The organism is Robertkochia aurantiaca (genome assembly GCF_020166495.1).
Classification (GTDB): Bacteria; Bacteroidota; Bacteroidia; order Flavobacteriales; family Flavobacteriaceae; genus Robertkochia; species Robertkochia aurantiaca.
The window spans coordinates 109,922-133,615 of the sequence record NZ_JAINZS010000004.1 but is presented as its reverse complement, the minus strand read 5'-3'; the positions used below and the strand labels follow the sequence as shown (position 1 = coordinate 133,615).

Genomic DNA, 23,694 nt, shown 5'->3' with positions numbered 1-23,694 from the left:
CATTCAGAAGAGAGATGATGTACTAAATGGCCTTGTTGGAAATCAAAGGTGGCGATATCTTGTTTAAAGCCGGCCTGTTTTCTATCATTGGTAAATCCTGATTTCTTTGGCTGTAAGGTTAAATGTTAGTTGCCTCCGGAAGTAGCTTTTAGGAAGGCAGCCTAAGTTTTTTATATTTGTGAAATTTTAAAAATGACCATGAAGGAACTGCTTAAACAATATGAAGATAAAGCGCCTGAGATCGTCTTCCACTGGAATGACCCCGAAACAGAAGCTGAAGGGTGGACGGTGATTAATTCGCTTCGTGGGGGAGCTGCCGGAGGTGGAACCCGCATGAGGGAAGGGCTTGATATGAATGAAGTGTTATCGCTCGCCAAGACCATGGAGGTGAAATTTACCGTCTCTGGTCCTGCAATCGGAGGCGCCAAGTCGGGTATTAATTTTAACCCCAGGGATCCCCGGAAGAAAGGCGTGCTGGAAAGATGGTATAAGGCTGTTTCTCCCTTGCTGAAAAGTTATTACGGTACCGGAGGAGATCTTAATGTAGATGAGATCCACGAAGTCATACCCATTACCGAAGACTGTGGGGTATGGCATCCTCAGGAAGGTGTTTTTAATGGTCACTTTAAACCTTCGGAAGCTGACAAGATCAACCGTATCGGACAGTTGCGTCAGGGAGTGATCAAAGTGATAGAAAGCAAAGACTACTCTCCTGATATCAGGAGAAAATATACCGTGGCAGATATGATTACCGGTTACGGCGTTGCTGTGGCGGTAAAGCACTATTATGATATTTACGGAGGTGATATCAAGGGTAAGAAAGCAATTGTTCAGGGATTTGGTAACGTAGGTTCTGCTGCCGCGTATTACCTGGCACAGATGGGAGCCAATGTGATCGGTATCATCGATATTGCCGGTGGCGTGATCAAGGAAGAAGGCTTTACCTTTGAGGAGATCACCGATTTCTTCCTGAATAAAAAAGGTAATACCCTTGCCGCCGCCAATCTGATTCCGTTTGAGGAGATGAACAGGCGCGTATGGGAATTACCTGCTGAGATCTTTGCACCTTGTGCTGCCTCCAGGCTGATAACGAGGAAGCAGATCGATTCACTGATCGACAACCGCCTGGAAGTGGTTTCATGTGGTGCCAATGTGCCATTTGCAGATAAGGAGATCTTCTTTGGAGAGATCATGGAACATACCGATAAGCAGGTCAGTCTGATTCCTGATTTTATTTCAAATTGCGGTATGGCTCGTGTTTTTGCCTACTTTATGGAAAGAAGGGTGGAGATGACCGATGAAGCGATCTTCGAAGATACCTCTGAGACAATACGAAAAGCGCTCACAAATACCCATGGGCATAATGCCTCAAAAACAAATATCAGTAGCACAGCTTTTGAAATAGCACTAAAACAATTAATTTAGACAAATACTCTAACTAGCATATATGGAAACAATAATTGTTATTCTCTTTGTAGTAGGCTATCTGGCCATAACCCTTGAACATAATCTCAAAATAGATAAGCTTATTCCCGCCATCGGTATGATGGCTTTATTATGGGCTGTAATCGCTCTGGCGCATATGCCTGTTTTCGAGGTTAATGCAGAGCTGAAGGAGCTCGAGCCCTCTCATGTAGAAGAAATATTGCTGCACCATTTGGGTAAGACAGCTGAAATTCTCGTCTTCCTGCTGGGCGCCATGACCATCGTTGAGATCATAGACTATTTCGATGGATTTGCGACCATAAAAGGATATATCACTACCAAACGCAAACGCAGTCTGTTATGGATCTTCTGTATACTGGGCTTCATTCTGTCTGCTATCATAGATAACCTTACAGCGACCATCGTGCTGATCACGATATTACAGAAGGTGATTCAGGATCGAAACCTGCGACTTTGGTTTGCAGGTATGATCGTGATCGCTGCCAATGCCGGTGGGGCCTGGTCTCCGATCGGTGATGTAACCACTACCATGCTCTGGATCGGAAACAAGGTTTCTACCCTGCAACTGATCGAACACGTACTGGTGCCGTCTGTATTCTGTATGGCCGTACCTACCCTGATCGCATCGAGACTCGAAGTTTTTAAAGGTAATATTGAAGGAGATTTTGGCGACGGAGTACCTGACAGCAGACATGGTTCAACCATGCTATACCTGGGTCTTGGAATGATCGTATTCGTACCGGTCTTTAAGACTATAACACACTTGCCTCCCTATGTGGGAATGATGTTGTCACTGGCTGTTGTAGCTACCTTTGCCGAGATCTACAGCAGTTCGAAATTCACCCTTACAGAGTTACCGGGGCAGGATCCTGAAGAAGATAATCACGAAGGGCATCACAGTCCGGTACACCATTCGCTTTCCCGTATAGAGATGCCGAGCATACTTTTCTTCCTGGGAATTTTGATGGCTGTTGCTGCCCTGGAATCACTGGGAATGCTTTTCAATTTTGCTGAATATCTGGATGCCACTATGCCATACCTGGGAACAGAGGCTGCCGGAGGGAAAGTATCTGACCTGGTGGTCCTGATCTTGGGAGCTGGTTCTGCCATCATTGATAACGTACCGTTGGTTGCCGCCAGTATGGGAATGTTCTCTGTTCCGATTGATGACCCTGTTTGGCACTTTATCGCTTATTCGGCCGGTACGGGTGGTAGTATGCTTATCATTGGTTCTGCCGCCGGGGTAGTGGCCATGGGAATGGAAAAGATCGACTTTTTCTGGTATCTGAAGAAGATCGGATTGTATGCCCTGATCGGCTTTTTATCGGGAGCTGCGGTTTTCGTGCTGATCCGTAATTTTATTTTGAACGCATAATTTTCGATCAATTGGATCGTTATATGATTAACCTATCTGAAGACTTATGTTATTATTTCAAGAAGCTTCTCAGGAAATAGCTGAAGAAGCACTTTCTGAGGAAAAGACCCTCTCGGTCATCGATCTTATCGCTAACGGGGGTACCGGAAGCATCATAATTATCGCAATACTGTTTGTATTGCTGTTTGTGGCCCTCTATATCTACTTTGAGCGTATTTTTGCCATTAAGGCTGCCTCGAAGATCGATAAGAATTTCATGAATCAGATTCGGGATCACGTTTCCAACGGTAAGCTGGATTCAGCCCGTATTCTCTGTGCACAGACCGACTCGCCTGTTGCCAGACTCACCGAAAAAGGTATTTCCCGAATAGGAAAGCCTCTTGAAGATATCAATAAGGCAATTGAGAACGCCGGTACTCTTGAGGTGTATAAGCTGGAAAAAAATGTAAGTATCCTGGCTACCGTAGCCGGTGCTGCACCCATGATCGGCTTCCTCGGAACGGTGATCGGGATGATCATCGCCTTTCATCAGATGGCGACCAGCGGCGGACAGGCAGAAATGGGGCAGTTGGCCAGCGGGATTTACACAGCTATGACTACCACCGTAGCAGGGCTGGTAGTGGGTATTATCGCTTATATCGGATATAACCACCTGGTGGTTCGTACTGAAAAGGTGGTACACACCATGGAGTCAAATGCTGTGGAATTCCTTGACCTGTTAAACGAACCGGTATAAGATGAAACTAAAAGGACGAAATAAAGTATCTCCTGAGTTCAGCATGAGCTCGATGACCGATATAGTTTTTCTGTTACTGGTCTTCTTCATGCTGACCTCTAACGCCCCCAATGCTCTGGACCTGCTGCTCCCCAAGGCAAAAGGCAAATCGACCAATACCCAGAATGTTGCGGTAAGTATTAACAGCAACCTGGACATTTTTGTCGACAACGTAAAGGTGAAACAGGAGTTTTTGGAAACCGAACTCAAGCGACGACTCAAGAATGTCGATGAACCTACCATTATTCTGAGAGCCGAAAAAAGCGTGCCCATCGATAATGCCGTCAATGTGATGGATATCGCAAACCAGAATAATTATAAGGTGATACTGGCCGTAAGGCCCAAATAACATATGTCTTTATTCGATACCCGACATAAGCGAAAATCATTTACACTCACAACTTTACTGCTGAGTGCGCTGATATTATTGATGTTCTATGTCGGGCTATCATATCTCGATCCGCCCATAGAGAACGGGATCACCGTTAATTTCGGTTCCATGGATACGGGCAGCGGGAGAATACAGCCCAAAGAAAAGATAAAGGCTGAAAAGCAACCCGAACCTAAGAAGGAGGAGCAGCAACCGGAGCCGGAACCGGCTAAAAGCGAGCCTGAAGCGGCTCCTGCCGAACCTGAAGGGGAAAAGGTGCTCACCAGTGAAGAGGAGGAAACGGTAAAGATCAAAAAGGCCGAAGAGGAGCGCAAGCGACAGTTGGCTGAGGCAGAAAGAAAGAAGGCAGAAGCTGAACGTCTGGAGCGTGAACGGCAGGAAGAGGCCGCCCGCCTGGAACGGGAACGAAAAGCCGAAGAAGAACGCATCAGAAAGGAGCAGGAAGCCAAGAAACGTCAGTTGGATGAATTGATGGGAGGCCTCAACAATTCAGATGGCACTGCATCCGGCAACGAGGGTGATGATGATCTTCCGGGAGATAAGGGGCAATTGGACGGCGATCCTTATGCTAATTCCTATTTTGGTGCTTCAGGAAGCGGTTCCGGAGGGGTCGGTTATGGGCTTAATGGCAGAAGTTTGGTGTCAGGAGATAAGTACGTGCAGGATTGTAATGAGTCAGGCCGGGTGGTCGTAAAGATCGAGGTTGACCGTTCAGGCCGTGTAATAAGGGCTACCCCGGGAGTAAAGGGCTCCACCAACACCGCTCAATGTCTGCTCGATGCCGCTTTAAAAACAGCCCGGTCATACAGGTGGAATGCCGATCAGAATGCGCCCCAGCGTCAGATCGGATTTGTTGTTGTCAACTTCAAATTAGGGGAATAACAATTATGACATACGAGGAAACCTTGCAGTGGCTGTTTACGCAGCTGCCTATGTATCAGAGACAGGGTGCCACTGCTTTAAAACCCAAACTTGAAAATACACAAGCCCTGGTAAAACACCTTGGCTACCCGCATCATAAATTCCCCACTATTCATGTTGCAGGAACCAACGGGAAAGGATCGGTCTCCCATATGATCGCTTCCATACTGCAGGAAAGCGGGCTCAGGGTCGGTCTTTACACTTCTCCGCATTTACGCGATTTCAGAGAACGTATAAAAATCAATGGAGAGCTGATTCCTGAAGAGGACGTTGTGTCTTTCGTAGAAAATCACCAGGCTTTCTTCAGGGAGCATTCCTGTTCATTCTTCGAGATGACCGTGGGGATGGCCTTCGATTATTTTGCCAGGGAAGAGACCGATATAGCCGTTATTGAGGTCGGCTTGGGAGGCAGGCTGGATTCTACCAATGTGATTACGCCTGAAGTGTCTGTGATCACGAATATCGGCTTTGATCATGCGGAGATATTAGGTGATACTCTTGAAAAGATCGCTGCTGAAAAAGGGGGTATTATTAAGCCAAAGGTGCCGGTGGTGATCAGCGAATACCAGGATGAAACTTTTCCGGTATTTTTGAAAATAGCCGCGGAAATGGAAGCTCCGGTAATTAGAGCCTGGGAAAAGGAGATGCGTTATGTCTCAGATCTGAAAGGCGGATACCAGGATCTTAATATTCCGGGAGCGGTGGCTGCAGTGAGGGCTTTACCGGGTATTGAGGTAGGGGAGGACGCTATCGAGAGAGGGTTATTGAATGTTGTCAGAAATACGGGGTTATTAGGACGCTGGCAACAGCTGGATGATCATCCGCGTATCATATGCGATACCGCACATAATGCAGAGGGTCTGGCTTTGGTGATGGAGCAGCTGTCACGGGAATCTTTCAGGAAATTACATATGGTTTTTGGGGTGGTGAAGGAAAAAGATCTCTCGAAAATTTTACCGCTACTCCCTGAAGATGCATTTTTTTATTTCTGTAAACCCGATGTGCCCCGAGGCTTGGAAGCTCAAATTTTACAGGAAAAAGCCCATGATTATGGTTTGAAGGGCGAGGTATTTGCTTCTGTTTCAGAAGCTCTCGAATCGGCGCGTAAGCAAGCGGCTACAAACGATCTGATCTATGTTGGAGGCAGTACATTTACGGTCGCTGAAATAGTTTGATAATTTTTTATTTTTCTTTTGCGGGATTAAAAAACTGTTCTATATTTGCATCCGCAATCAGGCAACAAGCCTACAGCACAAAGGGCGATTAGCTCAGTTGGTTCAGAGCACCTGCCTTACAAGCAGGGGGTCACTGGTTCGAATCCAGTATCGCCCACCACCCAAAATCCCGACAGGAAACTGTCGGGATTTTTTTTATGCCCTTTAGCGAGCCAAGCTTGCTTGAGCGAAGCGTAAGGGCATAAAAAAACCACGGCGCATCCTGCGCCGGGATTTTGGAATGGACCCTCCATGGATCACCGACCCTGACGCAGGAAGGGGTGGTAATCCGCTCATTTGCCGGGGAACAGTATTTTTATTAAAAAACGAGTCATCCCGAGGTGCTGCGATAGCAGCCAGAGGGATCTTTCAGTCGTTTTCGACTGCAGCCCTTCTTCAGGTGATGCTTTGGATTAATTCAGGGATTTTGGAATGGACCACCCCCTCTTTGGATCACCGACCCTGACACAGGGAGGGGAGGTAATCCGCCTATTTTCACGGTAACGGTACTTATATTAAAACACGAGTCATCTCGAGGTGCTGCGATAGCAGCCAGAGGGATCTTTCCGTCGTTTTCGACTGCAGCCCTTTTTCAGGCAAAGTTTTGGATTAACACAGGGATTTTGGAATGGCCCCCCCCTCTTTGGATCACCGACCCTGACGCAGGAAGGGGAGATAATCCACTCATTTGCCGGGGAACAGTATTTATATTAAAATACGAGTCATCCCGAGGGACTGCGATAGCAATCAGAGGGATCCTTGAGTCGTTTTCGACTGTAGCTTTTCTTCTCGTGATGCTTTGAATTAATGCAGGTATTTTGAAATGTACAGCCGCCTCAGACCTTACGGGCAATTTCTGCTATCTTCTCGATAGAGATATCTACCTCTTCCTCGGTATTAATCACGCAGGGGGTTAGTCGGGTATAACTTACCCGGTAGGGAGATTCACTGGCGATGACCTGGTGTTCATGCAATTTTTTAACGAGTTCTGAAGGCGACATACCTTTGATGGTGAAACAATTAATCCCTGCAGAAAGTTCGGGATCTGTTGGGGTGATTAAATCTGCTTTGCTGATCTCCTTCAGTCCGTCTTTTAAACGGCTGCTCAGTTCTGTCGTTCTTTGATGCACCCTGTCGCGGCCCAGTTCCATTTGAAAGTCAAAGGCGGTATTCAGTGCCCATCGATGATCAAAGGCGTGGAAACCACCCGGACTCATGATCTCATTAAAGGTGGGTTCTGCCGTACTGTCAAATCCCAACCATGTTTCGTAGGCATATTGCGAGAATGCGGGAATGGTGGGTCGTACAAAATCCCAGGCAGATTTTTTTCCGTAGAGTATCCCGGTACCTCTCGGGCCGAAGATCCATTTATGGGTTCCGGCAGAAAAGAAGTCACAACCCAGTGAACTGATATCCTCATCCTGGTTTCCAAATCCATGTACCCCGTCAACTGCAAAATAGATACGATCATCCGGGCTGCGGGTTTGATTCACTTCAGCGATCATCTCAGCGATATCTCTTATAGGCAGCTTGACTCCTGTACAGCTGTGAACCCAGGTAACCATAACCACCCTGGTATTATCTGTTATGGCTGACCTGAGCTTTTCTGTCACCTCTTCGGCTGATACCGTGCGGGGATCGGTATATTCCTCGACACGCTTAAAGCTGGCTCCGCTTTTTTCGCAAGCGAATTCCACCGATTTATCGGTGACATAATGGTCGTGTGTGGTCTGTATGACCTCGTCTCCGGGCTTTAGCTTCATCCCGTTAAAAAGAAGGGAGGTTCCCATGGTGGTGCTATCGGTCAACGCGATCTCTTCCGGATCAACATTCATATAGGCTCCTGCAGCCTTAGTCACTACCTTTTCTGCGGTCATAAAATGTTCTTCCCAGTACATGGCCGGACTCCGATTATAAGCCTTTCGATGCTTCTCTATGGCGTCGTTTACCGGCTTCGGATGTGAGGCCAGTAACATCTGGGCCATCTGAATTTGGCTGTGATCCAGCTCAAATTGCTCCCGTACCCAGGACCAGGTAGCGGATTCAGAGAGCTGTGAAGGGTTGCCAGGATTCTTAGCGTAGGCTGTTTCTTTTCCCGTCAGGAGGGAAGGAAGAATTGTTGCTGCTCCCAGGGTTAATCCTGAGGCGTTGATAAATTTTCGTCGGTCCATCGTTTTTGTGGTTAAGCGGTTGCTGATCTGATAAAGGTAGTAAATAATTGAATATCAATATTTTAAAAAGAATCTATGATCCTTTCGGGCAAGTTATGAGGTGATGAGGTGATGAGGTGATGAGGGTATAAGGGTATGGCGGGATGAAATATGGAAACTTTGAAAATGAAGCTTTCGGTTATGGGAAGTCGACTTTAGGGGAATAATAACAACCCCCAATAACTAATCTCCAATAACTAATCCCCTAACCCATTATCTCCTCTGAACGTAAAACAGCATGCTTTTATCGATGCCGGAGTTTTAAAGTTATGATTATAAGTAAATTAGTTTCTGCCTCGGCGAATTGGCTGCAGGTAAGATGAATAAAGCATAAATTGTAAATATGAAATTATTCTGGAGTTTTTTTATCGGATTACTACTGGTTTCCTATTCCTGTAAAAAGGCTATGTCGACCTCTGCAAACAATGGTTCAGGGGCCGGTACAGCTACTTTGTACCACGGGGGTGATATCATTACCATGGAGGGAGAAGAACCTCAATATGCAGAGGTGCTTATCACATACAGGGATACGATTGCTTATGTAGGTTCAGAGGAGAGTGTGCCGGATGAATTTGAAAATGCCACCCGGGTCGACCTGCAAGGCCAGACATTGTTACCTGGTTTTATTGACGGGCATGCGCATTTTTCAAATTTTGGCACTCAGGCCGTGGTGGCTAACTTACTGGCCGAGCCCGACGGGAGTGTAAACACCATAGACGATCTGATCACTACGCTGAAAAAATGGCACGAAGAAAATGGAACTGATAAAACCAATGGCTGGATCATAGGAATGGGTTATGACGATGCTGTTCTTAAAGAGGGTCGCCATCCCACCAGGGAAGACCTCGATAAGGTTTCAGGCGAAATACCGGTGATGGCCACTCATATAAGCGGTCATTTTTGTGCGGTCAATTCAAAAGGTCTGGAAATCATCGGTTATGATGCTTCCAGTAAGAACCCGGAAGGAGGGGTTATCAGAAGGATGGCACAATCAGAAGAGCCGAATGGTGTATTGGAAGAACTAGCCGCCATACCTGCCATGATAGTGGCATTGAGTCCGAAAGAGCAAAATTGGGTGGATTACTACCTTGATAAAGGACAGGAAATGGCGTTCAGTTATGGATATACCACCGCTCAGGATGGGAGGTCTATGCAAAATCATGAGCAACTGGCAGATTATGCAGATCGGGGTAAACTTAAACTGGATGTGGTCTCTTATATCGATTACGCTTTTCCGCAGTACATGCGATCAGAATGGAATAGTGACAAGTATAAAAATCATTACCGAATAGGGGGTGTCAAACTTACCCTTGATGGTTCACCACAAGGGCGAACGGCCTGGAGAACCGAACCCTACATCCTCCCGCCAGACGGGCAGCAACAGGGTTATAAAGGATATCCCGCCATACCGGAAGACGAAAAGGTGCAGGCCATTGTTGATTCGGCCTTTGCCAATAACTGGCAATTACTGGCTCATACCAACGGTGATGCGGCTCTCGATCAATTAATCCGTGCCGTACGAGCCTCCGGTGGAAAGTATGGCAATGATGATCGCAGAACGGTCATGATACACGGGCAGTTGGTGCGGATGGATCAGTTAGACAGTTTGAAGAAATACGATATGGTAGCCTCTTTCTTCCCTATGCATACTTTTTACTGGGGTGACTGGTACAAGGAGATTATCGGCCCGGAAAAGGCTCAGCAGATCAGTCCGATTAGATCAGCCATCGAGAAAGGGGTGCCTGTCACCAGTCATACCGATGCTCCGGTTGCCTTGCCAAACCTTATGATGGTCATGCACACCACAGTGAACAGGGTCTCAAGAAGCGGAGATGTAATCGGTGCTGACGAAAGTCTTACACCTTATCAGGCCCTGAAAGCGATCACTGCATGGAGTGCCTGGCAACATTTTGAAGAAGAACGTAAAGGTACGCTTACGAAAGGGAAGCTTGCTGACCTCGTCATACTCGATAATAACCCGCTTAAGGTAGAGCCTATGGCCCTCAAAGATATTAAGGTGATAGAGACGATCAAGGAAGGGGAAACGGTTTACCGAAGAGATGGGCGAATAGCGATGATTCCGTAGCAGAGGCTGAATAAAATGATTCTGCTTTTCCGGAGAACGTCATTCTTTTGTGAAACCCTGAGGGTGAAAAGGTTAGTCCCTTTTTTCTTTCAGGCATTTTCATTGAAGGATTTTGCCGAAAGGAGAGGTTAGTAGTGATCGTGTATTTTGACGATTATTATCGACATATTTAGATGAAACGCATTTATTCTCCTAACTTATAAAAATTAAAACCTTGCCTGAACCGATGAGTGAAGAGTCAAAACCAAAGGAGAAAGAAGAGCCGGATCATGATGATATTTTTCTCGGGCAGTTATACGAAGGCCTTGAAACTTTCAGGAAAAACAATGTATCATCTTTTCTGAGTGCTTTAATGGCAGGTCTGGAAATTGGCTTTACCTTTTTTATGGTCGTCATTGGCTTTACGATCTTCCATAAATACTTTCCGGAGGAGATCGTACCTTATTTAACAGCCTTTTTATACCCTTTTGGGTTTATACTGGTGATTCTCGCTAAATCCCTTCTTTTTACCGAACAGACCTCTATTTTATCATTGCCTGTTTTAAGTGGAAAGAGACCGCTTTCTGAACTTGCCAAATTGTGGGGTATAGTCATATCAGGGAACATAGTCGGCGGATGCTTTATAGGATGGGCGTTGTCTAACCTTGGCATTTCACTGGGTGTAATTTCACACGAAGGTATAAAGGGGTTGGTCCTGCATGTTTCGCATTACAGTTATTGGGTGATCCTGGGTAGTGCCGTGCTGGCAGGTTGGCTAATGGGATTATTGTCCTGGATCACGACCTCTACTTCCAATATTTTCGGTAAGATCATGGTGATTTATATCATCACATTCATTATCAGTATTGCCGGGCTGCATCACAGTATAGTAGGGAATATTGAAATGTTTGTCGGCTTTTTAAAAGTGCCCGGGATCAGTTTCTTAAACTATCTGGTCTTTCTTGCCGTGGCTCTAACAGGAAACGCAGTGGGAGGAGTGGTTTTTGTTGGCATATTGAAATACGGCACCTTTGTAGCTAATAAGAGAGACGTGTCTGCTCCAAGGTTTTAATGCCGGTTTCCGGCCCCCATATCTCAAAACCCATGGAAATATTTAATTGATATAACTTGAAAATGATTTTCAGGCTTGCCATACAACAGTCTTTTTGTTTCTGCCTGGTCTTTGCCTTAGGGCTCCTGGATTGTCACTTGTCAGCACAGGAATCAGCCGACCGGCAGTTTCAATATACCAATAAGGGATTTCAATTCAGGTCTGCTGATGACCGGTTTCTGCTGCAAATCGAATCGCGATTACAATTCAGATATGCTTACCCCCAGGATCAGGATCCGATCACCTTTGAAGATTTTCAGGACACTCAAACCCATGTTTTTGAAGTGAACAGGGCCCGTTTGAAGATCGGCGGACACGCCTACAAACCCTGGTTGAAATACTACTGGGAATATGATGTGGTGGGAGGAAATCTGCTCGATTTTCGGGTGATGATCGAGAAATGGGATTTCTTAAAATTTAAGGTAGGGCAGTGGAAGACATACTTCACAAGAGAACGTGTGATCTCTTCGGGGAAACAACAGCTGGTTGACCGATCGATTATCAACAGACCCTTTACGGTTGACCGGCAGCAGGGGGTGGAGGTTTATGGCAGAATCTTTCCGGAGCGCTTGTTTGACCTGAGTTATAATATCTCAGTTCTTACCGGGACGGGAAGGGGGAATTCTTCTAATGACGATGAGCACCTTATGTACGTGGGAAGGTTGCAGTGGAATGTTTTTGGCAGGGAGTTGGGTTTTACAGGATCTGATCTATCCATTACAAAAAAGCCGGAAGGTATCATAGCTTTTGCAGGGGTGACCAACCGAAGTCCTTATACTCGGTTCTCCACGTCAGGAGGCGGACAATTAGTCGGATTTGAAGATGGGGTCGAAGGTCAGTACAGGGTGAACCAGCTAATGCTTGAAACTGCTTTTATGTACCGTGGCTTTTCCTGGCAGCATGAGTCCCACTATAAAGAAATTCAGGATCGGGTGCTTGGTCAGACCACGGTATTAGAGGGAAGTTATTTGCAGGCTGGGTATTTTTTGCATCAGGCCTGGGGGTTTATCCCTGAGCCTCTTGAGATAGCGGCCCGTTATGCATGGTATACTCCTGAAGAACGTATAATAGATAATCTTCATAAGGAACTTGGTTTCGGTTTAAATTGGTTCTTTGCCGGTCATCGCAATAAGCTTACCGCCGAAGTTACCTGGTTTGAACTGGAGGGCCCTACCTTTCCGGTTACAGATGAAGTGCGGGTGCGTGTTCAATGGGATATTTCTTTCTGAGTGAGAAGGGGGTTAGCAAGTACCTCACTTTTAGTAAATACCAAAACCCCCGGCATAGCCGGGGGCGTGATGGGAGACATAAAAACAGCTTATTTGCCTCCTGCTCGCTTCAACTCCTCCAGGTCAGATTTTCGTTCGCTGCTCTTAAAATCTTTCCCTTTACTGAAGTTGTACCTCAAATTAACCCGTAGAGACCGGTTACCGAAATACTGACTCATGGCTGCCACATTGTTGTTTATGGTGGTGGTCACATCTAATACCGCTGTTCTGAAAATATCGGTGACGCTCAGGCTCAGATCCAGTTTATCGTTCATAAAACTCTTTTTTATTCCGGCATCGATCCACCATTGACTGCCGACTTCATATACTCCGTAGGCCATGGGACCCTGGTAGGCGGCGTTCACCTCGAACCTGGTATTTCCCGGCAGGTTCATGACATTGTTCGATTGGGCCATGAAAAAGAATTGTTTGTTTTCAAGATAACCGTTTTCTGTCTGGGTATTATATTCCTGCTGTGCAGCGACCACGTTGTTGTTCATCGACCAGAAGGAGGTGACCTTCACGGGAAATACAAGGGTTGCACTGTAATTATAGAAGTTATCCATATTTCTTACGGCATAGGCGGTTTGCTTGCTTTCCTCCATCTGTACAGGTACCTCAAGAATATAATCGGTGGCTTTCTCTGCTCCCAGTATAATATTATACTTCTTGAACAGTGTCTGTGTTAGCTGGAACGAGTGAGAATACTGTGGTCTCAGGTTCGGATCTCCCTCGATGTATGTAAAAGGGTCGATATAGAATATGAAAGGATTTAATCTGTCATAATCCGGTCTTATGATCCTGCGACTGTAATTATAGGTGATCGAGTAATTTTCAGAGACATTCTGCTGCAGAAATAAACTGGGGAAAAGATTCAGATAGTCTCTGTCTGTAACCTGCTCCAGGGTCAGTGAGGTTCCTTGTGCCTTGGTTTTTTCAGCTCTCAGCCCTGCCTTAAGATTCCACGTCTCGTTGAATCGCATGCTGTAACTCGCATAAGCTGCAAATATGTCTTCGACATATAAAAATTCATTGCTTCGTTCCGGATCGATTACATTATTGTCTCCTATGCGCTCGAAGAAATAGAGGTCACTGCCCGATTCCACCCGGCTGAATTTCACCCCTGTTTCTATTAGCCCTCCTTTTCTTAACGGCAGGCTAAGATCAGCACGTCCGGCCAGGATATCATATGCAGAAGCATTGTCTGAAACAAAGATTTCCTGATCTGTGGAATTGTCGGGGAAAGTATAGGTGTTGGTAAATCTGGAGTCTACCTGTTTATTGAGTCTTACGTAATCGAACTCCGAAGAGAGGGTCGTTCCCAGGGTATCCAGCTTTCCTTCGTAGTGAAGGTTAACCGTTGAATTGTCGAATTCATCATCCATTCTGTTTCTGGCTTCGATCTGGGTGGTGCTTCCGTCAAAATCATCAAGTGTCAGGTCGCTGTTCCAATCGGTATGTCCGTTTTGATAAAGTATATTGGCCATCACGCCGATGGTATGCTTGTCGTTAACGCTGTAGTCTGTACCGATTCTGATCGATGGAACAAAGCGTTTGCGGTCTTCCCGTCCGTCCTGATTGATGATGGCTGTTTCGCCGTTTTCGTTAAAGCTGCGGAAGGTTTCGTTTGTTCTGTAGCGATTTCTGCCGGCCATATCAGCACTTAAAAAGGAATTCCATTTACCTTTTTTATGGTTCAGAGTGACTCCCGTATTGTACACGTTGATCCCATTATACTGGTATCCCGCATAGGCGCTTCCGTTGAAACCACTGAGGGTGTTCTCTTTCAGGTTAATATTGAGAATTCCGGCAGTACCTTCAGCATCATATTTAGCAGAAGGATTAGCGATGATCTCGATATCTTCGATGTTTTCAGCAGGCATCCCCTCTAATAAGGTGGTAAGTTCCTGTGCAGAAAGATAGGTAAGGCGACCGTCGATCATAACTTCTGCACCTTTCCGTCCGTTTATTTGAAAATTCCCTTCCTGGTCGATCCATACGCCTGGTGATTTGGCCACTACTTCTAAGGCAGAGGTTCCGGCAGCCATGGCTGTTCCTTCGACCCTTACGACCATTTTATCGGCTTTCATAACCACATTGGGTCTTGACCCGGTAAGGGTGACCTCATCAAGCTGATAAGATTCAGGTTTCAGAGCAATAACCCCGAAATCTTTGGGCCCTGAATGCTGATCCAGAATGAATGCCTGGGAATAGGCCGTGCTGAAACCTATGGTACTGCATTGTAAAATGAATTTTCCTTCTGTCTTGAGAGGAATGCGGAACTTTCCGTCCATGTCGGTGGTTCCGCCAGTAACCATGGTAGAGTCGCTGGCTTGCAACACCGAAATGTTAGCAAAGGGAATAGACTGTTGTTGATCATCGACCACCAGGCCGTTGAGTTCGTTGCTTTGTGCGAGACCCAATTGGGCAAGCAATAGCAGGAGTATTAATAAGGCTGTTTTCATTAAAGTTTCCATCACGTTGTTTTTAATTTTAAAAATGTTTTTTGATCAGCTGACAGGACAAAACTGCCTGATATTGCCTGCCCCGGCAATGCGTTTGAGGTGAAATGGGATCAGAGAGGAATGAAATAGGATTTCAGACTGATGAAGTTTTTAGAGGGAAAAGATCAAAGAGTTGCAGATTGTGATTAATCGTTATATTCGTTTGAAAATTGCCTGCTTAAGCTGTGATGAATGGAGACTCAAAGAAATTATAAACCTGAAAACATAACGGTAAAGGAAATTTTGAAACGGATCGGCTTTGCTCTGGCTACAGGTCTATTGCTTTACTCGATACTCATTTACCTGAATCATGGGGTGGAAGGTTTTGTAAGATTTGTTTCGAATCTGGATAATGTTCTGATCTATAAAGATATGTCGATGAGCATGATCTTTGTTCTGGCTCTCTTTTTATATCAGGCGGCACTCACCCGATTCGTTCATAGTAAAACGTTTCAGCTGTTAAAGTCATGGATTCGAATTACACTTGAATTTTTATTGCTTTTTACCGGGACCTTATTTCTGAGTTGGCTCACGATGGTTCTGCCGGCGGCCTTGCTTTTACCCGGTTTTGAATTTCCGGATATCAACATAAGAATTGCCTATGTGTCCTGTTCTGCACTTTCATTATTCTTTTATTATTTCATAGAAAAGCAAAGACAGCAGAAATTACTGGAGAAGGAATTATTGCGAAATGCCCGGTTGCAAAGAGAGCAGATTCGTACCGAATTACAGAATCTTAAAAACAATGTGAAGCCACATTTTCTCTTTAATAGTCTCAATGTATTGTCAACCTTGATCAAACGTGACTCAGATAAGGCTGAGTTATTTGTCAACAAGCTTTCGGAGCTGTATCGATCTTTTTTGACTTTTGATAGAAATCCATTGATTACCGTAAAAGAGGAGCTCAAACTGGTGAAAGATTATATATTTCTCCTGGAAACCCGGTTTGGGAACACAGTGCATTTTTCTTTTGATATTCCCGAATCTGCGATGAACAGGAAGATTCCTGCGGGTTCCCTTCAGCTTTTAGTGGAAAACGCCTTAAAGCATAACATAGCGACCAAAAAGAGGCCCTTAGAAGTTAGTATTACTGCAGATTCAGAAAACCTGAAAGTGCTTAATAATCTGCAGCTGAGAAAGGAAAAGGTAGTCTCTACCAGGACCGGATTATCAAATATCAGTTCTCGCTATCAGCATTTGGCAGATAAAGAAATTAAGATTTACAGTAATGATGAGGAGTTTGGTGTTGAACTCCCGCTATTAGATCCATCATGAATATGAAGATTCTGATCATTGAAGACGAAGCATATGCTGCAGAGGCATTGGCAGAAGCTATAACTAAAATACGGCCTCAGACAGAAATTCTTGAAAGCATCGAAACGGTAGAAGAGGGCATTGATTGGCTGCGGTCCAATGAGGCTCCTGATCTTATCATTTCAGACATTCACCTTGCCGATGGCAACAGCTTTGAGATTTTCGATGCTGTAGAGGTGTTGACTCCTGTTATTTTTCTTACCGCTTATGATGAATATGCCCTGAAGGCTTTTAAGCTAAATAGTATTGATTACCTGCTGAAGCCTGTTGATAATACCAAGCTGGAGGTTGCCATTAAGCAGTACGAAAATTTGCAAAACAATCAACTTAAAGATTACCTGAACAACATGAAAACCATGTTACAGCAGCAAACAGTTGAGGTTGGTCAGGGGCGCAGGAGTCGTTTTATGGTGAAAGAAGGACATGCATTTAAAACTGTCAATTATGACGAGGTAGCTTATTTTATGGCAGCAAGGGGAGAGGTGTTTCTGGTGACCCGACAGGGGAAAAGATTTTTGATCGATAAGACCCTTGATGCCTTGAGTGATGAATTATATGTTTCAGACTTTTTCAGGGCGAACCGTCAGTTTCTGGTACATATAAACTCGGTCAGCGAGGTGCGGCCTTATTTTAAAGGAAGACTAAAGGTATCCCTTAACCCTGAGCCGGGAGAAGATGTATTGGTAAGCAATAAAAATGCGGGTGATTTTAAATCCTGGATGGATTTTTAGTGTTGATTGTTCAGGGAATTATAATAGAAACTTAATCCAAGGGTGGGTTTGTTCTCGTGATCAAAAAGGGTGGCGTTATCCCAGTGAGATCCTGTTCCCCAGCGTGTTTTACAAGCCGTTGAGACCCATGCGGGCTCCCAGTAGACCAGTCCGCTGCCTCCTGATTTTCGGATGATCTCTGTAAGCCTCAACAGATAGTTTAACTGACCTTCCTGTGTGGCCGGGTATTTCTCGATCAGGGCCTTTTTACCAAGAATGTTATCGGCCTGATCTGCGTTTTCTAAAGTAAAGGGATAGGCGGTTTCAACGATCATTAATTTTTTACGGTACTTGGAGCGGAGCTCCTCCAAAGGTTTATTCAGATTGTCAAGTGAATATTCAGACCATATCGGATAGTAAGAAACCCCAATCCAGTCATAATCTGTCACCTTGTTTTGATGAGCTTTTGCAAACCAATTTAAGGCATTCTCGGGCTGGGCGATATGCAGCATGATCTCGATGTTCCTGCCGGATTTTTTTTTAAAGTCTCTGACGGCCTGAATACCTCTGTTCAATAAAAAACTGTTTCTTGTCCAATTGATTGAGTCATATGCCTCGCCCTCTCTTAAAATTGGGCCGTTAATTTCATTTCCTATCTGTACTATATCTGGTAAAAGCCGGTCTTTTTTCAGATCTTCAAGAGTGTCAAAGGTGTATTGATATAACAGGTATCCCAGTGATTCTGTGTTGTTGAGTTGATTCTTCCATGCTGCAGGAATTTCCTGCTTTTTGGGGTCGGCCCAGTCATCTGAATAATGAAAATCCAGTATGACCCTCATGCCGTTTTTCTTTGCCCGTCTTATACTTTTTTTGACATCTGTTAAGGTGCTGTAATCAGTCCACAGGGGAGAGTGCCATAGCCTGAGCCTTACCAGATTGGCACCTGATTCTGAAAACAATTGGTAGGGGTCTGTTCGGTTACCTCCGTGATCGTAATAGATTGCTCCGCAATCTTCCATTTCATTTACATACGACAGATCTGCGCCAAAATAAAAGGAGGTGTTGGTTTTTTCTGGGTAATATTTGCCGGAGCCCCTCTCTGTAAAGGAACTTTCAGGTGTGTTCTCAGCCTGTCTTCCACAACCTGTAAGGATATGGAAAACCGTTAAGGCTGTAGCTGAGATCAGGATGAATTCTCTTTTAAGAAGTAAAGACATATGGCTGGTTTTTAAGATAAATATAAAGAAAAGTGTAATTGATGGTGTTTTTATGGCGTTTGAACTGAGATTTGTGTAATTAGTAGAAATTCAAATAATTAGATGGTTTATAGTGGGAATTCTTTTTTAGATTTGAATGATCCCAAAACAAACTCTGGCTTACCTTGTAAAAAGAAAATTGTATGAAATCTTTCAAAAAGTTTTACGGCACCCTGGTCTTGATTTTTATATTTCTTTTGCCCTCTTTAATCTCAGCCCAAATGAGCACATCTGAACTTGAGCTGATCAAAGATGCCTGGGGTCTGGAAAAAAAACAGATGATAGCCGAATTCATGGATCTCTCTGACCAGGATAGCGAGGTCTTTTGGCCTTTGTATGAAACCTACATGTCGGATAAGCAGAAGTTGAGTGCTGAGCGTTTTGGAATTCTGAAAGATTATGCAGAGAACTATCCTGACATTTCAGATGAGCAGGCAGATGATCTGACCATAAGATTATTTAAAAATAACATGGAGATCGAGAAACTTCAGCTCAAGCATTACAAAAAGATGCGTAAGGAGCTTTCTCCGTTGCTTGCAAGTCAGTTCTTTCAAGGTGAAAAGTATATAGAGTCAGTGCTTCGTACAGACCTCCAGAGTAATATTCCTTTTATAGGTGAATTCTCAAAAATGAATTGATCGGGGTAAAAATTATTCACATGAAAATAAATGCTTTCAGAATTTCCGGCTTTTTGCTACTGATATTGCTGACTTCATGTTATAGCGAGTCGGTACGTTATGCTGACGAACTGGATATTGTATATACCAATTATTCTCCTGACTTTGACTTCGCAACGGTTGGAACTTACACGTTGCCTGAAAGAGTTATTGAGGTCGACGACAGTGACTTTGATGGAGAAGATCCGGAATTTATAGATGATGAGTATTCCGAGGCTATATTGGCCCAGATTCGTCAAAACATGAACGATTATGGTTATACAGAAGTCGATAAAGAAAATGATCCTGATCTTGTTTTACTGGTATCGGCAACTACCACTACGAATCTTTTCTATTATTATGATTGGGGGTATTGGAATTGGTGGGGCTATCCCGGTTACGGGCCTGGATGGGGCTGGTGGTACCCCGGGTATTTCCCTCCCGTAGTCACTGGTTACAGATCAGGCAGTGTACTGATTCAGATGACCTGGCCTGATGGTATCGGTGTAAATGAGAACATTCCCGTGTTATGGACTGCGGTTATTAACGGGTTGCTTGAAGGAAGTAGTGAATCCATTGCTGAACGATTGAGGAATACGGTCGATCAGAGTTTTGTTCAATCACCATATTTGGTACAATGAAAAGTATAATTAAAATAATTGTGATCCCGGTCTTTTTGATCTTAATGACTCTTTCCCATCTCAGGGCACAGGAGGGATATTATGGTTTCAACTACTCTGTGGGTATTCCCGCAGACGGGATGAGCGATTACCTGTCTGAAACAGGATGGGGAGGAGCTTCCTTTGAATTTCGTAGAGAAATCGCGTCACATCTTGCTCTCGGATTTGATATTGGGTTTAATAATTTTTACGAAGAGCTTCCTTATGATACCTACACCGAGGGAACCGTTTCTATAACGGGACTCCAGAATCGCAAGATTTTCAGTTTGCCGATTACGCTTACGGCCGATTACTATTTTGATTTTAGCGATAAATTCAAAGCATTTGCCGGTCTTGGTGTGGGGACTATGTATACTGATCGGGAGACTGAATTTGGCTTGTTTGTAGCTTCAGATGACGTTTGGTTCTTCGTAATTAAACCGGAACTAGGGCTTATCTTCATGGTTAATGATCACAATGGAATTAAGTTTACCGGGAGATACTTAAAAACCTTTGATACAGATGTTCTGGATGCGTTGTCGTATGCCACTCTTGATTTAGGCTGGGTGTTCTTCTTCTGATAGAATGAGATGAGATTTTAAAAAGAATTGATTTTCTGTTTCTTTTGATTAACGTAAGTTAATTTTTAATAAGATTATAAAGTGTTCAATATTCTTTCCAGAGCCATGCCCCGGGATCCTTTTATGAGAAGTGAAGATTCTGATGGTGGGTGTTGCTGCAGATATATCTGCAGGTCCTCATAGGTTCTGAACTGTTGGTAGCTGGTGTTGATACCAAAGAAGTTCATACCCACCAGGTAGACCTTTTCCATTTCGAGCTCTCTGCAACGGTCTGCGATCATCTGGTGTTCTTCTCTGGCGCTCTCACCTAATTCAAACATGTCACCTAAAATAGCGAGCCGGTCAGAATTAACCGCAGTATCGGCAAAGTTTTCCAGGGCTGCAAGCATAGAGCTTGGATTGGCGTTATAGGCGTCCAGTACGATCCGTTTGCCGTTCTTTTCGATTATTTGCGAACGATTGTTCTGAGGTACATAGGCCTCAACGGCTTCTTTGATCTGTTCATCTGAAACACCGAAATACTGGCCAATGGCCGATGCCAGGGCTATATTGTTATAGTTATAGGCTCCGATAAGCTGCGAATCGATCTCGGTGTGATTGATGATGAGTTTCACAAATGGTTTGCTTCCGATCATTCTGCAATAGAGGTTGGTTTCTTCAGCATCACCAAAACTATAGGTTTTGTCATACCCCTTCAGTTTTTTCTGTTGGACCGGGTCGTGATAATTGAAGAAGATCACCTTATCATGAGCCATAAGATGCTCATACATTTCAGATTTTCCCTTGATCACTCCTTCGACCCCGCCAAAACCTTCAAGGTGGGCCTTTCCGTAATTAGTGATACAGCCGAAATCAGGATAAGCAATGTTGCAAAGCATTTCGATCTCTTTCTGGTGGTTGGCTCCCATTTCAACTATTCCGATCTCCGTGTCCTCGTCAAAGGAGAGGAGGGTGAGGGGAACTCCTATGTGGTTATTCAGGTTACCACGGGTGGCAACGGTGCGGTACCTTTTTGCAAGTATCGCATGTATCAGTTCCTTGGTTGTGGTTTTTCCGTTGCTACCGGTAAGAGCGATGACCGGCAGTTTTAAAGTTTGGCGATGAAAGGTGGCGAGATCCTGAAGGGTCTTCAGGGTGTTTTCAACTCTGATCAGCCGAACATTTGCATGGTCGATGTTTTCGTCGACTATAGCATAGGAAGCGCCCTGTTTCAGAGACTCAAGTGCAAAATCATTTCCGTTGAAGCGCTCTCCTTTCAGAGCGACAAATATGGTATTCGGTTTAATGCTGCGGGTATCTGTGGTGATGCCTGCAGAATTCAGAAAAAGTTCGTGTATAGCTTCAATTTTCATAGGGTAAATGTAAATAAAAAAGCCCTGAATTTCTTCAGGGCTCTCTATAAAGAAAACAATCTATTTAATGTCTTGGAGTCTTTTTCTCTTTGGCTTTTGAACCTACTCTTGACATGGCGCAACGGAAGCCGATATAGTCGGTTGCCATATACTGAGGCAGGTACCTTCTTTGGGCCGGGTCGAGCCAGTAGGCGCGATCTCTCCATGAACCTCCTTTGTACACCCTTACTTCGTCGTTGATCAGGGTAGTACGGCTGTTGGAGGTGTCGTATTGTTTAATAATGTTTCCGGCAGAGTCTCTTTTAATGGTATGCGTAGGTGCATTGTACATTCTCTTTTTGGGATCATTTTCGTCTTCCTCACCGTTAAACATATCAAAGTAACGGGTAGAGCCCGGGTCACCATCGCGGTAATCACGATTGTCACTCTTGTCGAAATTGGTTCTGAGATAAGTGTCGTTTTCATCCACAGGAACCATGGCGATTTCTCCGGGGAGATCTCTTGCCACGACCTTTCCATTCGGAAGCGTATCATAGCGCATGTTCTCCTGTGTAACGATCTCAACTTTCCCCTGATTATCGATGGCTGTTTTCATGTAGACGTTTCCACGATAATAATTGAAGTCGTTCGCTTCATCGTCTACAATAGGGCGGTATACATCAGCTACCCACTCGGCCACGTTTCCGGCCATGTCATAAAGTCCCCAGTCGTTTGGAGGATATGATTTTACCTGGGCCGTGATATCAGCACTGTCATCAGACCATCCGGCGATTCCACCGTAATCCCCTTTTCCTTGTTTGAAGTTGGCCAATTGATCACCACGGGTTCTTCTTTTTCCAGATCGGGTGTACTGACCTTCCCAAGGATATTTTTTACGTCCGCGGTAGTTGTTATACTCCCGGGTACTTACGATAGCCTGAGCGGCATACTCCCATTCTGTCTCTGTAGGCAGTCTGTAAGCGGGCATGATTACTCCGCTTGAACGCTTGGCAAATACGTTTGTAGAATCTCTTTGTGCCTTTCCCTGCAGTGAGTCGATCTCACCACCATAGATGTTTGAAGGACTGTTCAGGTAGGTTTCAGTGCTGAAGGTCCCGTTTACATCTCCCTGGGTAACGGCATATTTTGTGTTTCGGGCAAGGTACCCTTCTCTTTCTAGTATGTGTTCGTTTACACGGTCTGTTCTCCATTCAGAAAACTGTACCGCCTGTACCCAGTTAACACCGACTACAGGATACTCGGCATAAGCCGGGTGTCTGAGGTAATTATTGGTCATCACCTCGTTGTATCCCAACCTGTTTCTCCATACCAGGGTATCTGGCAGGGCGCCTTTATAGATATCGGCATATGCAGGATTGTCAGGTGGATATACACTTTTCAGGTAATCGAGGTATTCCATGTACATTTTGTTGGTTACCTCGGTTTCATCCATATAGAATGACTGAACGTGTTGTTGGCTTGGGCTGTTGTTCCAGTCGTGCATGATGTCATCTTGCACCCTTCCGCGGGTGAAGGTCCCACCTTCGAGAAATACGAGCCCTGGTGCTGTTTCCTGCTCCTTAAAGCTTGTATTGTACTGAAAGCCTCCTTCTTTGGAATTGATCTGCCACCCGGTAGCTCTGGAGACGTTTTTAGACCCGCTGTTCTTACAGCTGGTAAAACCCGTCAAGGCCACTGCGCACAGTAGGCATGCGTTAAATAGATACTTTCTCATAATTAAGATTTGAGTTGTCTTAAATAGGCTTGCAATATAGCAATTAAGTGTTTCAATTCAATTTTTTTCATTGAAATAAGGCCGTTAATGTTGTCAAACGTTTCCATGTTGTTGTCAAAACGAAAAAAACGTTTTTTTATTATGTGCCTGATTCTTTTTTCCCTGCTGAAAA

At 44.7% G+C, this 23,694-nt stretch carries 19 protein-coding genes and 1 tRNA gene; 15 read left to right on the top strand and 5 right to left on the bottom strand.

Features of this window, described 5'->3' with window-relative positions; translation table 11 throughout:
• The first annotated feature begins 198 nt into the window (after nt 1–198).
• From K7R10_RS06350 to K7R10_RS06320, 7 genes are all read left to right on the top strand, one after another.
• Entirely contained in the window at nt 199–1,425 is a 1,227-nt protein-coding gene (locus K7R10_RS06350) for a Glu/Leu/Phe/Val dehydrogenase dimerization domain-containing protein (protein ID WP_224483846.1), read from the top strand.
• Nucleotides 1,426–1,447: 22 nt separating this feature from the next.
• Entirely contained in the window at nt 1,448–2,821 is a 1,374-nt protein-coding gene (nhaD, locus tag K7R10_RS06345; RefSeq protein WP_224483845.1) for a sodium:proton antiporter NhaD, read from the top strand.
• Nucleotides 2,822–2,867: 46 nt separating this feature from the next.
• Nucleotides 2,868–3,557, top strand: coding sequence for a MotA/TolQ/ExbB proton channel family protein (locus K7R10_RS06340; RefSeq protein ID WP_224483844.1), 690 nt, complete (start codon nt 2,868–2,870; stop codon nt 3,555–3,557).
• A 1-nt stretch (nt 3,558) separates the two neighbouring features.
• Nucleotides 3,559–3,945, top strand: coding sequence for an ExbD/TolR family protein (locus K7R10_RS06335; RefSeq protein WP_224483843.1), 387 nt, complete (start codon nt 3,559–3,561; stop codon nt 3,943–3,945).
• A gap of 3 nt (nt 3,946–3,948) precedes the next feature.
• Nucleotides 3,949–4,869, top strand: a complete 921-nt coding sequence (locus K7R10_RS06330; protein WP_224483842.1) for an energy transducer TonB family protein — start codon at nt 3,949–3,951, stop codon at nt 4,867–4,869.
• Nucleotides 4,870–4,874: 5 nt separating this feature from the next.
• Nucleotides 4,875–6,083, top strand: coding sequence for a bifunctional folylpolyglutamate synthase/dihydrofolate synthase (locus K7R10_RS06325; RefSeq protein ID WP_224483841.1), 1,209 nt, complete (start codon nt 4,875–4,877; stop codon nt 6,081–6,083).
• A gap of 82 nt (nt 6,084–6,165) precedes the next feature.
• Nucleotides 6,166–6,243, top strand: a tRNA-Val gene (locus K7R10_RS06320).
• A 715-nt stretch (nt 6,244–6,958) separates the two neighbouring features.
• Here the strand turns inward: K7R10_RS06320 and K7R10_RS06315 are convergent.
• Nucleotides 6,959–8,293, bottom strand: coding sequence for an aminotransferase class V-fold PLP-dependent enzyme (locus tag K7R10_RS06315; RefSeq protein WP_224483840.1), 1,335 nt, complete (start codon nt 8,291–8,293; stop codon nt 6,959–6,961).
• A 382-nt stretch (nt 8,294–8,675) separates the two neighbouring features.
• On the opposite strand from K7R10_RS06315, the gene K7R10_RS06310 reads away from it, so the two are divergent.
• From K7R10_RS06310 to K7R10_RS06300, 3 genes are all read left to right on the top strand, one after another.
• Nucleotides 8,676–10,418: an amidohydrolase gene (locus K7R10_RS06310; RefSeq protein ID WP_224483839.1), complete on the top strand. Its 1,743-nt coding sequence runs from the start codon at nt 8,676–8,678 to the stop codon at nt 10,416–10,418.
• Nucleotides 10,419–10,644: 226 nt separating this feature from the next.
• Nucleotides 10,645–11,469 (top strand): formate/nitrite transporter family protein, encoded by an 825-nt coding sequence (locus K7R10_RS06305; protein WP_224483838.1) that lies wholly within the window; start codon nt 10,645–10,647, stop codon nt 11,467–11,469.
• Nucleotides 11,470–11,531: 62 nt separating this feature from the next.
• Nucleotides 11,532–12,737 carry an OprO/OprP family phosphate-selective porin gene (locus K7R10_RS06300; protein WP_224484310.1) on the top strand — a complete coding sequence of 402 codons (1,206 nt, stop codon included), beginning with the start codon at nt 11,532–11,534 and terminating at the stop codon, nt 12,735–12,737.
• 89 nt (nt 12,738–12,826) lie between these two features.
• Here the strand turns inward: K7R10_RS06300 and K7R10_RS06295 are convergent, their stop codons facing one another.
• A complete protein-coding gene (locus K7R10_RS06295; RefSeq protein WP_224483837.1) occupies nt 12,827–15,253 on the bottom strand; it encodes a TonB-dependent receptor domain-containing protein in 2,427 nt (808 codons plus the stop codon).
• 219 nt (nt 15,254–15,472) lie between these two features.
• On the opposite strand from K7R10_RS06295, the gene K7R10_RS06290 reads away from it, so the two are divergent.
• Both K7R10_RS06290 and K7R10_RS06285 read left to right on the top strand, forming a co-directional pair.
• The gene (locus K7R10_RS06290; RefSeq protein ID WP_224483836.1) at nt 15,473–16,555 is read left to right on the top strand and encodes a sensor histidine kinase; all 1,083 of its coding nucleotides are present in this window, start codon (nt 15,473–15,475) and stop codon (nt 16,553–16,555) included.
• A gap of 2 nt (nt 16,556–16,557) precedes the next feature.
• Nucleotides 16,558–17,325, top strand: coding sequence for a LytR/AlgR family response regulator transcription factor (locus K7R10_RS06285; RefSeq protein ID WP_224483835.1), 768 nt, complete (start codon nt 16,558–16,560; stop codon nt 17,323–17,325).
• Here K7R10_RS06285 and K7R10_RS06280 read toward each other — a convergent pair.
• A complete protein-coding gene (locus K7R10_RS06280; RefSeq protein WP_224483834.1) occupies nt 17,322–18,521 on the bottom strand; it encodes a glycoside hydrolase family 53 protein in 1,200 nt (399 codons plus the stop codon). The genes K7R10_RS06285 and K7R10_RS06280 overlap by 4 nt on opposite strands.
• Before the next feature lie 260 nt (nt 18,522–18,781).
• On the opposite strand from K7R10_RS06280, the gene K7R10_RS06275 reads away from it, so the two are divergent.
• The 3 genes from K7R10_RS06275 to K7R10_RS06265 are packed head-to-tail and all read left to right on the top strand — an operon-like array spanning nt 18,782 to nt 20,456.
• Nucleotides 18,782–19,198 (top strand): hypothetical protein, encoded by a 417-nt coding sequence (locus K7R10_RS06275; RefSeq protein ID WP_224483833.1) that lies wholly within the window; start codon nt 18,782–18,784, stop codon nt 19,196–19,198.
• A gap of 20 nt (nt 19,199–19,218) precedes the next feature.
• On the top strand, nt 19,219–19,857 hold the full coding sequence (locus K7R10_RS06270) for a DUF4136 domain-containing protein (RefSeq protein WP_224483832.1): 639 nt from the start codon (nt 19,219–19,221) through the stop codon (nt 19,855–19,857).
• Nucleotides 19,854–20,456 (top strand): OmpW family outer membrane protein, encoded by a 603-nt coding sequence (locus tag K7R10_RS06265; protein WP_224483831.1) that lies wholly within the window; start codon nt 19,854–19,856, stop codon nt 20,454–20,456. The genes K7R10_RS06270 and K7R10_RS06265 overlap by 4 nt, the downstream gene beginning before the upstream one ends.
• Before the next feature lie 74 nt (nt 20,457–20,530).
• Here K7R10_RS06265 and K7R10_RS06260 read toward each other — a convergent pair whose 3' ends face one another.
• Nucleotides 20,531–21,808: a UDP-N-acetylmuramoyl-tripeptide--D-alanyl-D-alanine ligase gene (locus K7R10_RS06260; RefSeq protein WP_224483830.1), complete on the bottom strand. Its 1,278-nt coding sequence runs from the start codon at nt 21,806–21,808 to the stop codon at nt 20,531–20,533.
• A gap of 64 nt (nt 21,809–21,872) precedes the next feature.
• The gene (gene gldJ / locus K7R10_RS06255) at nt 21,873–23,522 is read right to left on the bottom strand and encodes a gliding motility lipoprotein GldJ (RefSeq protein ID WP_224483829.1); all 1,650 of its coding nucleotides are present in this window, start codon (nt 23,520–23,522) and stop codon (nt 21,873–21,875) included.
• Between the last annotated feature and the right edge of the window lie 172 nt (nt 23,523–23,694).